Annotated in this window: 12 protein-coding genes; 2 read left to right on the top strand and 10 right to left on the bottom strand. The window is 72.3% G+C overall.

Translation table 11 applies throughout. From position 1 onward, the window contains the following. Positions 1–29: 29 nt before the first annotated feature. A complete protein-coding gene (locus HHL10_RS24845) occupies positions 30–221 on the bottom strand; it encodes a universal stress protein (RefSeq protein WP_169163098.1) in 192 nt (63 codons plus the stop codon). A gap of 183 nt (positions 222–404) precedes the next feature. Here HHL10_RS24845 and HHL10_RS24840 point away from each other — a divergent pair, with 183 nt between their 5' ends. After that, the gene (locus tag HHL10_RS24840; RefSeq protein ID WP_169163097.1) at positions 405–3233 is read left to right on the top strand and encodes an AMP-binding protein; all 2829 of its coding nucleotides are present in this window, start codon (positions 405–407) and stop codon (positions 3231–3233) included. 340 nt (positions 3234–3573) lie between these two features. Here HHL10_RS24840 and HHL10_RS24835 read toward each other — a convergent pair whose 3' ends face one another. Both HHL10_RS24835 and HHL10_RS24830 read right to left on the bottom strand, forming a co-directional pair. Further along, entirely contained in the window at positions 3574–4122 is a 549-nt protein-coding gene (locus HHL10_RS24835; RefSeq protein WP_169163096.1) for a CBS domain-containing protein, read from the bottom strand. 103 nt (positions 4123–4225) lie between these two features. Beyond that, entirely contained in the window at positions 4226–5227 is a 1002-nt protein-coding gene (locus HHL10_RS24830; RefSeq protein ID WP_169163095.1) for a chemotaxis protein CheB, read from the bottom strand. Positions 5228–5328: 101 nt separating this feature from the next. On the opposite strand from HHL10_RS24830, the gene HHL10_RS24825 reads away from it, so the two are divergent. After that, positions 5329–6369 (top strand): hypothetical protein, encoded by a 1041-nt coding sequence (locus tag HHL10_RS24825; RefSeq protein ID WP_169163094.1) that lies wholly within the window; start codon positions 5329–5331, stop codon positions 6367–6369. On the opposite strand, the gene HHL10_RS24820 is transcribed toward HHL10_RS24825, so the two are convergent. The 7 genes from HHL10_RS24820 to dsbG form a co-directional block, all read right to left on the bottom strand. After that, a complete protein-coding gene (locus HHL10_RS24820; protein WP_169163093.1) occupies positions 6348–7304 on the bottom strand; it encodes a ribose-phosphate diphosphokinase in 957 nt (318 codons plus the stop codon). The genes HHL10_RS24825 and HHL10_RS24820 overlap by 22 nt on opposite strands. A 103-nt stretch (positions 7305–7407) precedes the next feature. Next, the gene (locus tag HHL10_RS24815; RefSeq protein ID WP_205833202.1) at positions 7408–8382 is read right to left on the bottom strand and encodes a hypothetical protein; all 975 of its coding nucleotides are present in this window, start codon (positions 8380–8382) and stop codon (positions 7408–7410) included. An 86-nt stretch (positions 8383–8468) separates the two neighbouring features. Then, positions 8469–8612, bottom strand: a complete 144-nt coding sequence (locus HHL10_RS24810; RefSeq protein ID WP_169163091.1) for a hypothetical protein — start codon at positions 8610–8612, stop codon at positions 8469–8471. Positions 8613–8791: 179 nt separating this feature from the next. Then, complete coding sequence (locus HHL10_RS24805) at positions 8792–9247, bottom strand: hypothetical protein (RefSeq protein ID WP_169163090.1); 456 nt, start codon at positions 9245–9247, stop codon at positions 8792–8794. Between the two features lie 195 nt (positions 9248–9442). Continuing rightward, the gene (locus HHL10_RS24800; RefSeq protein WP_169163089.1) at positions 9443–10405 is read right to left on the bottom strand and encodes a c-type cytochrome; all 963 of its coding nucleotides are present in this window, start codon (positions 10403–10405) and stop codon (positions 9443–9445) included. 106 nt (positions 10406–10511) lie between these two features. Next, positions 10512–10835: a hypothetical protein gene (locus HHL10_RS24795; RefSeq protein ID WP_169163088.1), complete on the bottom strand. Its 324-nt coding sequence runs from the start codon at positions 10833–10835 to the stop codon at positions 10512–10514. A gap of 57 nt (positions 10836–10892) precedes the next feature. Continuing rightward, positions 10893–11462, bottom strand: a complete 570-nt coding sequence (gene dsbG / locus HHL10_RS24790; RefSeq protein ID WP_235971782.1) for a thiol:disulfide interchange protein DsbG — start codon at positions 11460–11462, stop codon at positions 10893–10895. Positions 11463–11526: the final 64 nt, after the last annotated feature.

The raw sequence follows: 11526 nt of genomic DNA, 5'->3' as shown, positions 1-11526 counted from the left end.
AAGCGCTAAAGAGCCCGGCTTGCGTTGCGTCAACTCGCGAACGTGTCACCGTGGTCGGCGTAGTTGATGGCCGCAGCCATCTCCATCATCAGTGGGTATTCGTTGACCACGTAGAGCAGGACCAGCGTCGACTTCAGGTCCCGGGCCAGCGTGATGGCCTCGCTCAGGCCTTGCGTGGCGGTGGCGCTGCCGTCGGTGGGAACCAGGATTCGCGAGTACATGCCGTACCTCCACAGCGGCCCTCCAGGGCCGCACAGGAGGCATGTTCGACCCCGCCATGCCGAGGTGCTTGACGAAACGCAAGCCGCGAGGCGCCGGCCGCAGCGGCGCGCCCTGGCTTGCGCCAGCGCAAGTGACCGCGCCGGCAGCGCATTACGGTGCGCGAGCCACGTATGGGGGTCAGCATGGAGCCATCCCTGGAGCCCGGCATCGGTGCGCCCGCGCTGCAGCGGCCCGGCGTCACGCCGGCCCGGTTGATGGCGGTGATCGGCTCGCTGATGCGCGAGCTGCACGGCGGCCATGCGCCCGCACCCGCACTGGACGACGACCTGCAGCAGGCGCTGGGCATCGACAGCCTGGCGCGCATGGAGCTCATGCTGCGCCTGGAGCAGAGCTTCGGCGTGCGCCTGCCCGAAGCCCAGGTGCAGGCGGCCCGCACGCCGCGCGAGCTGCTGCACATCCTGGCTGCCGCGCCGCCCGCAGACGTCGTGGAGCGGGCGCCATCGGTGGCGGACATGCCGGTGGCCGAACCGGAGGTCCGGGCGCTTCCACGGCACGCGCGGACGCTCGCCGAAGTGCTCCAGTGGCACGCCGACAAGGCGGGAGCGCGCCGCCATGTGCTGCTGCTCTACGGCAGCCGGGCGGCCGAAACGCTCACCCATGCCGAGCTGCTGGCCGGTGCCCGGGACATGGCCGGGGCGCTGCAACGGCTCGGTCCGGTGCGGGGCGAAGCGGTGGCGCTGATGCTGCCCACCAGCCTGGAGTTCCTGCAGGCGTTCATGGGCATCCTGCTCGCGGGCGGCATCCCGGTGCCGATCTACCCGCCGCTGGGCAGTGCGCGGATCGAGGACCACCTGCGCCGTCAGCTTCACATCCTGTCCAATGCCGGCGCCGTGCTGCTGATCAGCGACCGCCAGGCGCTGGCCGCGGCGCGGCTGCTGCGCGCCGGCGTGCCGCGGTTGCGCGCGGTGCTCACGCCCGAGCGGCTGCGCGCCATGGGCGGCCGGCACGAACCGGTGGCGCTGTCGGGCGCGGACTGTGCGCTGATCCAGTACACGTCCGGCAGCACCGGGCAGCCCAAGGGCGTCGTGCTCACGCATGCGAACCTGCTGGCCAACATCCGCGCCATGGGGCAGGCGCTCCAGGTCGGCGCGGGCGACCTGCTCGTGAGCTGGTTGCCGCTCTACCACGACATGGGGCTGATCGGCGCCTGGCTGGGCTGTCTCTACCATGGCGTGCCGCTGATCCTGATGCCGCCGCAAGCCTTCCTCGGCCGCCCTTCGCGCTGGCTCAAGGCGATCAGCGACCACCGGGCGACGCTGTCGGCGGCGCCCAATTTCGCCTACGAGGTCCTGGCCACCAAGGTGCCTGACGCGGAGCTGCAGGGCCTGGACCTGCGCTGCTGGCGGGCGGCACTCAACGGGGCCGAGCCGGTGCAGGCGGCCACGCTGGAGCGCTTCGCGCAGCGCCTGCGTCCCTTTGGTTTCGACGCCAGGGCGATGCTGCCGGTGTACGGCCTGGCCGAGTGCGGCGTCGGGCTGGCCTTCCCGCCGCCGGGGCGGGGCGCGCGGATCGACGGCATCGACCGGCTCACGCTGCAGTGCCAGGGCCGTGCCGCGCCGGTCGCCGCCGGGCAGCCGGGGGCGCTGCGCGTGGTCGGCTGCGGCATGCCCTTGCCCGGCCATGAGCTGCGCGTGGTGGACGGGCAGGGCGCCGAGGTGGCCGACCGGCGGGAAGGGCGCATCGAGTTCCGGGGGCCGTCGGCGACCGCCGGCTACTTCGGCAACCCGGCCGCCACCGGCGCGCTGTTCCATGACGGCTGGCTGGATTCAGGCGACCTCGGCTATGTGGCCGATGGCGAGCTCTTCCTCACCAGCCGTGTCAAGGACCTGATCATCCGCGGCGGACACAACCTGCATCCCTACGACCTGGAAGCGGCGGTGAGCGCGCTGCCCGGCATCCGGCGCGGTTGCGTGGCCGTCTTCGGCGCCCCCGATCCCGCCACCGGTACGGAGCGGATCGTGGTGGTGGCCGAAACCCGCGCCGGCGAGCCCGAAGCCCGCGCGGCGCTGCGCCAGCGCATCGCCCGGCTGTCGCTCGACTGCCTGGGCCTGCCGGCCGATGAGATCGTGCTGGCGGGCCCGCATGCCGTGCTCAAGACCTCCAGCGGCAAGATCCGGCGCGCGGCCTGCCGCGACCTGTATGAGCGCGGCCTGCTCGACCAGCCGCAGTCTGCCGTGGCTGGGCAGTTGGCAAGGCTCTGGGGCGAGGCGCTGTTGCGGCGGCTGCGCGAGCGGGGCCGGCGGGCCGCGGCCGCGCTGTTCGGCGCCCGGGCCTGGGCGGCCTTCGGCATTGGCGCCGGCTTGGGCGCACTCGCAGCGCTGCTGCCCGGCCGAAGGCGGCGCAAGCACCTGGCCCGGGCCCTCGCGCGCGCGGTGCTGCGCGCCGGGGGGCTGCCCTTGCGGGTTCGCGGCGCCGTACCCGAAGGCAGCGGGCCGTGGATCTTCGTGAGCAACCATGCCAGCTACCTGGACTGGCTGGTGCTGACGGCGGTGCTGCCGGCCCAGGCCTGCCTCGTGGCGAAGCGGGAGCTGCGCCGGCACCTTGCGCTCGGCTGGGTGCTCGCACGCATGGGGGTGCGCTTCGTCACCCGCGATGACAGTCGCGCCGGCGTCGAGGACACCAGGCAGCTGGCCCGGGCCGCCCGGGACGGCGAGTCGCTGGTGTTCTTCCCCGAGGGCACGCTCGGCCGGGCGCCGGGGCTCCAGCCCTTCCACCTGGGCGCCTTCGCCGTTGCGGCGCAGTCCGGCCTGGGCGTCGTCCCGACCAGCCTCACAGGCACGCGCTCGGTGCTGCGTGACGGCTCCTGGTGGCCCCGGGCCGGCGCGGTCGAGGTGACGCTCCACGAGCCGCTGCTGGCGGACGGCCAGACCTGGGAGAGCCTGCTGCGCCTGCGCGATGCCGCGCGCGAGCGGGTGGCGCAAGGCTGCAGGGAGCCGCTTCTCTCGGCGTGATGGCTGCCGCAGCCAGGTCCGTCGCGCGGCAGCGGGTCCGCCAAGCGGCCGTTGCGCCTGGACAGCTCGCGGCCGGGGCGGGTCCTGGACGGCATCGACCCGGCCGACCGGCTGGCCTTGCGCCGTCTCCAGGTAGCGGGCCGCCACATCGAAGAACCGGTCATGGAACTTGGGCGAGACCGGCGTTTCGCTGGCCACTCTCAGCAGGAGCCACGCACAAGTCCACCGCCACATGACTCCTGGCCGCGGACTGGACGCTCTTGCGGCCCCGCAGCCCATCGCCCTGCACGCGGGTGACCAAACCGGCCCGGCACCGGCGCGGTGTCGGCTGCCCCCGTGTTCAGCGGTCCACCGGGCCGGGACCGACCGGTCCGGGCCAAGGCATGCCCGGTGTGCCGGCGTTGAGGAACAGCGGGTGCGACGCGGGACGGGCCAGCACCGCGCGTTCGCTGCGTTCGCGCTCGATGCCCGCGCGCAGCGCCTGGGCGAGCTCGCCCAGCTGCGCTGCCATGGCCTCCAGCAGGTCGTCGCTGGACACGAATCCGGCCAGGCGCCCGTCGGCCGCGTGGACCAGCAGCCGCCGCACGCCGGCCTTGCGCATCGACGTCGCGGCTGCGGCCACGTCGGCGTCGGCGGGAATCGCGGCCAGCCTGCGCTGGGCCAGCTGCCCGACCTTGAGTTCCGCAGCGTCTGCGCCGCGGGCGAGTACTTCGATGGCCAGGTCCCGGTCGCTGAGCACGCCGATCACCTGGTGCATGCCCTGCGGCCCGGTTTCGGTCACCACCAGGGCGCCCACATGCTGGCTGCGCATGAGGGCCGCCGCCTCACGCAACGGCGCGTGCGCGTCGATGCTGACCACCTCATGCCTGCAAACATCGCCGATCTTCATGCTGGGCTCCCGGGCCACACCGCTGCAGCCGCCTGGGGATGATCAAGCGGCTGCCGGTTGGCGGCTTGCGTTGCGTCAAGCGGGAGGCCGGGTTGCGGCCGGCTCACTCGCCGACCGGCGTGTCGATCCATTCGGCCAGCCGGGCCGCGTACCCGTCCAGCCGGTCGGCGCGCTCGAACAAGGCCTGCACGGGCCTGGCGTCGGCGTTGCTGCTGCAGTCCTCCAGGGCCAGGCGGCGCGCCAGCCCGGACTCCTCGATCAAGGCGCCCAGCAGCGAGGCCAGCAGGTCGGCGCGGACCTGCGCCTGCCGGCTCAGCAGCGTGTGGGCGGAGAACGCATGTCCGCAACGGCAGCGAAAGCGCGTGAGCCGGCAGTCCTGCAGCTCATACAAGGCGCTGCGGCAGTCCGGGCAGTTCAGGCCCGCGGCCTGGGCCAGGCGATCGAACAGCTCGCGCTCCGGCGGCCCCAGCCGGCCCTCGGCCAGCGCGTTCTCGAACCGCGCCTGGACCAGATCGCAACCGTCGTGCCGTTGCGCAGGCGCGTCCCTGGCCAGCTCGGCCAGCCTGGACGCCATGACCTCGATGGTGCAGCAGTGGTCCACGCTGACATGGCGCAGGGCGCTGCGCGGCATGGAGGGCGCGAGCGCTTCGTCCGGGTCCTGCACCACGGCGACGCCGCCGCAGTCCTTGATGGTGAGCAGCCCGGCCGTGCCATCGTCGAGGAAGCCGGTCAGCACCACGCCCACCGCCGCCGGTCCGCAGGCCAGGGCCACCGAGCGGAACGTGGCGTCCACGGCAGGGCGGGCATTGTTCTCCCTGGGGCCCTGCGACAGGTGCAGGCGGCCCTCCTTGCGCAACAGCAGGTGCCGGTCGGGCGGGGCCACGTAGATATGCCCGGGCGCCATGATTTCGCCCTCGCGGGCGTGGGCCGCCGGCAGGGGGCCCGCCCGGGACAGGATCTCGGGCAGGAAGCCCGGGCTCTGCGGCGAGCTGTGCTGCGCGATCAGGACTGGCGCGGGCAGGTCCTTGGGCAGGCGGCTCACGAGCCGCTGCAGCGTCTCGATGCCGTGCGCGGACGATCCGATGGCAATCACTCGGCCTTGCATGGCGCTCTCCTGGAATCGCCGTTGCAGTCTGGCAGCGCGCTCGGCGCGCGCGCTTGCGCGATGTCAATTCCGAACCATGGCCGGCGCGCAGGATGGCGGCCATGGCTGGCGCTTGCGAAGACCTCCCCGACCTTGCCCGGAAGCTGCGATTCCTGCAGTCCGCGGCGGCGCACGGCGGTCGCTCCGACCCGGTGGAGCTGATCGAGACCCACATGTCCTGGGTCGTCCTGTGCGGCGACCGGGTGCTCAAGCTCAAGAAGCCGGTGCGCTATGCCTTCCTGGACTTCTCCACGCCCGAAGCCCGGAGCCGCAATGCCTGGGAAGAGCTGCGCCTGAACCGCCGGCTCGCACCGCAGGTCTACGAGGGCGTACTGGCGCTGCAGTGGCGCGGCGGCGAGTTGCTGCTGGCCCCGGGCGAGCATCCGCATCCCGACGCCGTCACGCTGGACTGGCTGGTGCTGATGCGGCGGTTGCCGGCGCAGCGCATGCTGGACCACCTGGTGAAGCAGGCCCTGGTGCAGCAGCCCGATATCGACCGCCTCGCCGACGTGCTGGCGGCCTTCTACCGCGATGCCGTCCCCGTGCCCCTCAGCGGCGGCGACTACCTCGAGCGCATCCACGAGGAGCAGCGCAACAACCGCGCGGTGCTGACCATGGCGCGGTTCGGCGACATCGACCCGGCAGGGGTGCTGGACCTCTACGAGGCCGCGCTGGCACGGCAGGCCCCGGCCCTGGCGCGGCGTGCCGACGGCGGGCACATCGTCGATGGCCACGGCGACCTGCGGCCCGAGCATGTGTGCCTGCTGGAGCGGCCCGTGATCATCGATGCGCTGGAGTTCCAGGCGCGCATGCGTGAGGTCGATCCCTACGACGAGATCGCGTTCCTGGGCCTGGAGTGCGCGGTGGCCGGCGCGCCGTGGATCGGCGAGCGGTTGTGGACCCGCCTCGCGCAGGCGCTGGGCGGGGCACCGCCGCCCGTGCTGCACGGCCTGTACACGGCGCGGCGCGCCGTGCTGCGGGCCCGGCTGTCGGTGGCGCACCTGCTGGACGCGCAGCCGCGCACGCCCGAGGTCTGGCTGCCGCGCGGCCAGGGCTACCTGGCGCGGGCCCGCAGGGCGCTTCAGCGGCTCCAGGAGGCGTGACTGTCGCGGATCGCCTGCGACAGCAGCGGCACGCACGAGGCGATCTCCAGCTTGTGGCGCAGCGCGCCGTCCGGCGGCACCCGCAGCGTCGGCACGCTGTCGGTCACGACCACGCGCTCGATGGCGGGCTCGGCCAGCGCCTGGGGCGCGTCGCCGATGAACAGGCCGTGGGCCGCGAAGGCCAGCACCCGGCGCGCGCCCGCGCCGCGCAGGGCCCGGACCGCGCGCACCAGCGTGCCGCCGGAGGCGATGAGATCGTCCAGCAGCAGCACCGTGGCGCCTTGCACGTCGCCGGCCACCAGGTCCAGGCTGCTCACGATGCCGGCGCTGCGCCGCTTGTCGATCATGGCGAAGCCCACGGGCCGCTCCAGGCGCGCCTCCAGGTCCTCCCGCCACAGCTGGGCCCGCTTGACGCCGCCCGGGTCCGGCGAAGCCACCGCCAGCGGCTCGGCGTGGTGCGGCTGCGCCGCGGAGGCGAACGCGTGGTGCGCCTCCAGGTGGATGACGGGAATGCGAAACGCGTTCTGCAGCGCCGCGACGTTGTGCGCCTCCAGCACGAACACCTGGGCCGTGCCCACTGCCTCCAGCAGCTGGGCCACGTAGCGCTGGTTGACCGGGTCGAAAGGCTTGGTGCGGCGGTCCTTGCGGGCATAGGCCAGGTAGGGCAGCACCGCGCTGACGCGGGCCGCGCCGTGGTCGCGCAGCGTGGCGATGAACATCAGCAGCGCACACAGCTTGTCATGCGGGCTGTCCGTGGCGTCGCCATGCAGGCCGTGGACCACGTACACGTCGTCCCCGCGCGGGTCGCACAGCGGCCGCAGCTTGCGCTCGCCGTCCTCGAAGCGCCGCTCCTCGTGCGGCGCGAGCTCCAGGTCCAGGCCGGCCGCCAGTTCGGCGGCCAGCGTGCCCTCGGTATCCAGGCTGAACATCAACATCACCGTCTCCTCCGCGCGTGCCGTCCCGCCGCGTGTGGGAACCCGGCCCGCGACGCCGCCAAAGAACCGTGCAACGCGCCAGCGGCCGCGCGTTGCGGTGGCGTCAGCGCTTGTTGACGCCCGCCAGGACCGCGTTGCCGCGGGCGTCCACGCCCCAGATGCAGTAGTCGTAGCGCCGCGCCAGCAGCGGGTTCATCCAGCCGATGCTGGACAGATAGACGCAGGACCTCGCTTCGAGCTTTGCCGGCATGGCCGGGCCCCAGCCCGAGCGGGCGTTGCAGCCCATCAGGTCGATGCTGCGCAGGGACCGGATGGAGCGCCCCACGGCCGTCACCAGACTGGTCTTGGGCCTGAACCCGGGCTGTATGCCGTAGGCGGCGAACTGGGTGTTGCACTCGCCGTACAGGGCATGGGGGTCGCCCGGGCCGTTGGCGCCCACCACGCCCACGGTGACGTCGTTGCCCGCGCCATCGTTCGAGGCGCGCAGGCAATAGGCATACGGATGGGGTCCCGCCGGACAATCCGCCACGGCCACCGATGCCGACCCCGGCGCCACCGCCGCCCGGCATGACAGGGTCACGATGCCGTTGATCCGCGTGGGGTCCCGGCCGGCCAGCCGGACGATGTCCAGCTTGGGCTTGAGCCGTGCGCCTGCGGGGCAACCGGCATAAGGCGCGTTGGGGTCGGTGGTGGCGTCGGCCTTGAGGATGCCGAAATAGATGTCGTTGCCGATGCCGTCGTTGTCGTTGGCCACGCAGTAGGCATAGGGCGTTCCCCGCGGGCAGGGCACCTTGAAGGTCGGGCCGCCGCCCGTGTACGGCCGGCAACTCAGCACCTTGATGGCGATGACCTGGGCCAGGGTCTCGCCGACCCCATAGACCTGACCGGACTTGGCGCCCAGCGCCGAACCGCCCGGCTCGCAATAGCCGTACAGCCCGTCCGGATCGGGCGACTCGTTCCATTCGGTCGGCGGGGGCAGAGCCGCTGCGGCACCCGGGGCCTGCGCCGGCGCCAGGGCCAGCAGCGCGGCGGCATGAGCGGCCGCCAGGGCGCCTGTGGACATCTGATGGACTCTCATCGTGACCTCCTCGGGAGTGAGCGGGCTCGTGGAAGCGGATTCATCGACCGCTGGTGTCGTCGCGCCGCGCTCAGGAGGCGGTGAGGTCAGCGCAATGCACGCACAGCCGCCGGCCGTGCGGGCTGGGCTTGCGTGCGCTCGGGCTTGTCCTGGCCGCGGGCGAGCAGCCGCGCGACGAGGCGCCCGCTGATGAAGCCGGCCGCACGCGCGACAAACGAGGCGTGTGCCATGGCCCTGACATGCTCATCCGCTACGTGGTTGCGGACTTGCGTCAGGTCAAGTTTGCGGCCTCCGGGCATGGCCTCTGGAGGTGGCCGCCACCGGAAGCGAGCTGGGTTGAAGGATCAGGCCAGCATCCGAGACTGCCGCATGCCACCTCCTGGCCATGCAAGCCGCATTGATCGGGTACCTACGTCCGGCCAACCAGGCCGCGTTCGACGCGGGCACAGATGAACAAGGCGTTGGAAACCTCCTCCAGGGCCCCTTGCAGATTGCAGAAGTCCAGGACCTGCAGCGAGCGTTGGGAGGCGGCCTGGACGACGCTCTCCCAACTCTCGATGGCCTGGGCGATCTTGCGGCGTGACCACGTGTCCAGCAGGCCGGGCTCCAGGGGGGCCCTGCGCAGAAGTTGCTGGACCTCAGGGATCTTCTGCCGCCACAGCGCCTGCAGCTGCCGCAGGCTGATGGCCTCGCACAGGTGCTGGATGCGGGCCCGGTTCAGCTGCCGTTCGGTCTGGTGCAGCAAGTCGGCGAGCTGCTCCATCTCGGTGACGTGCTGCGCTGTGGTCGGTGAGGGAAACAATCCCCAGCGACCGAGCATCCGCTTGAACGCAGCGGTCCAGGTGTCAGGCTCAAACGTTGCCATGGGCGTCCTCTGGTTTGCGGTGAGAGCTTGGGAGGCGTTACTGGAGCGACATGCCGGTCAAGGCCGGGCCTCGCTCTCTCGGGGGCGGCGCAGCAAGCATGGTTCCCGAGCAGCCCGGGGATTTCACGAGCGCCCCGTGGCTGACGCATGTCCCGCGCCTGCGACCCGGGCTCTCGCGCAGGGCCCTGCGGCGACCTACTTGGCGGCGGTGGGGCGCAGCTTCTTCATGTTCTCCGTGAGCGGCTGGAACGGGCCGTACTTGTGCTGCTCGGCCGGTGCGCCGTCCACATACGGGCCGAAGGCGGCGTCCACGGGCTTGTTCCAGCGGGCCGGGAAGTCCTTGTCCAGGCCGGCCTTGACGGGCCGCGGCTGGCTCAGCACGTAGGCGGCCACGTCGTAGGCCTCCTCGTCACTGAGCTGCGGACTGGCGTGCGTGGTCCCCAGCGGCATGTTGCTCCTGATGAACGCGGCGGCCGTGAGCAGCCGGTTCATGCCCGCGCCGTTGTTGAAGCTGTCCGGCCCCCACAGCGCCGGAAACAGGTAGCCCTGGCCGTCACCGGCCTTGCCCGCGCGCACGCCGGCACCGTCGGCGCCGTGGCAGCTCGCGCACTTGCCCGCGTACACCTGGGCACCGGCTTGCACATCGGCGCGCCGTGCCGGCGGGGCGAAGGCAGGCAGGCCCTGGCCCTCGACGCGGGCCCCGACCGGGACGTCCCTGGAGAGGAAGTGCATGTAGGCCATGAAGGCCTTCATCTCCTGGCTGTCCAGCGGCAGCGGCTTGCCGTTCATGCTGCGCTCCATGCAGCCGTTGACGCGCTCCTGCAGCGTGCTGACCGCATCCTCGCGGGCCCGGTACTGCGGGAAGGTGGCATGCGCGCCGACCCAGGGAATGGCGAAGCTCTTGGTGCCGGCCGCCTGGTGGCACGAGGCGCAGGCGAGGTTGTTGGCGGCGTAGCGCAGCTTCGCGTTCTTCGCCTCGGGGCCGAGGTGCGCCGGCGTCTTCTCGGTGAGCTCCTTGCCGTAGCGCACCAGGCGGCCGTAGGGGTCGTCGGGCAGCTTCGACACGTCGTAGGCCGCGGCGTCCTTGATGCCGGGCGCGGCCGCCAGGGCGCAGGTGCTGGCCAGTGCCAGAGCGGTCAGGCAGGAAAAGCGCTTCATGGTTTGTCGCCTCGTCAGTGAATGGATCTCTTGCGCTGTGACCGCAACCGCCGATGCGATGCATGGCATCAGAGGTTCACGGCAGAAATGCGGGCCGGTTTCGGGTTCAGGCCCGGATGTAGTTCCAGCCATCGCGCTGCATCTCGGCCAGGGCCAGCACGGCGCCTTGCGCCAGCACGGCCAGCGGTGCGTGGGCCTGCCGGCCCAGCCGCTGCAGGGTGTTGCCGCAGACCTGCGTGAGGCCGTCCACCTCGGCATGGGGCTGGTCGAGCGCCGCGGCCACCGCCTCGGCATTGACGACGATGCGCACCAAGGCGTACGGTGCGCCGCGCTGCAGGTTCGTGGCGTTGCTGCGCGCCCGCGCCAGGGCGGCCACCGTGGGGGCATGCAGCACGATGCGCAGTGCCGGCTGGTCTGGGGACGTGGTCATGGGTGCTCCTTGTCGGGTGGGTCATGCCGCCGGACGCAGCGGCGCTTCAAGCCTGCGTCACTGGGGTCCGAGGACCGTGGACAGCGCGCCGTCCGGAATGCCTTGGCGCGCCTGGGCCTGGCCCTTGTCGTCGAGCCAGACCACGGCCGGCGTGGCCTGCAGCCCGTAGGCCGTCATCAGCATCGCGTTGCGGTCGAGCTGCAACTTCAGCGCGGCCGGCACGGTGAACAGTGGTTTCACGCCTGCCTCGCCCAGGGGCCTGGGGCGGCCGCCGGCGGCCAGGGCCTGCTGGGTGGGGCCGGCGTGGGCGCGCTCGTGCGCCGCCAGCGCGGCCACCGGGTCAGAGGCGGCCAGCAGCGCCGCAGCCCGGCCGGCGCTGGTGGGCGTGAGGATGCCCACGATGACGTGGCGCAGCTGGACCTTGCCGGCATCGACCCAGGGCCGGGCGTCGGCCCAGAACTTGGCGCAGAAGGGGCAGTTGGGATCGGTGAAGACGTAGACCTTGCGCGGCGCGTCGTCTCGCCCGTCGGCGATCCAGCGGCTCTCGCCCAGTTGCGCCCACACCTCGCGGCTGGTGTCGGCATCGGCGCCCTGTGCCGCTGCGGTCGTGGCCAGGCCCAGGTTCATCGTTGCCAGCAGGCATGCGCCCAGGAGCCGGAGCACGAAAGAACGGACGTTGCAAAACAGGAGG

It is taken from the genome of Azohydromonas caseinilytica, assembly GCF_012927045.1.
GTDB classification, from domain to species: Bacteria; Pseudomonadota; Gammaproteobacteria; order Burkholderiales; family Burkholderiaceae_C; genus Azohydromonas; species Azohydromonas caseinilytica.
Note: the sequence above shows the minus strand (reverse complement) of the source record. Positions and strands in the feature narration are given on the sequence as shown.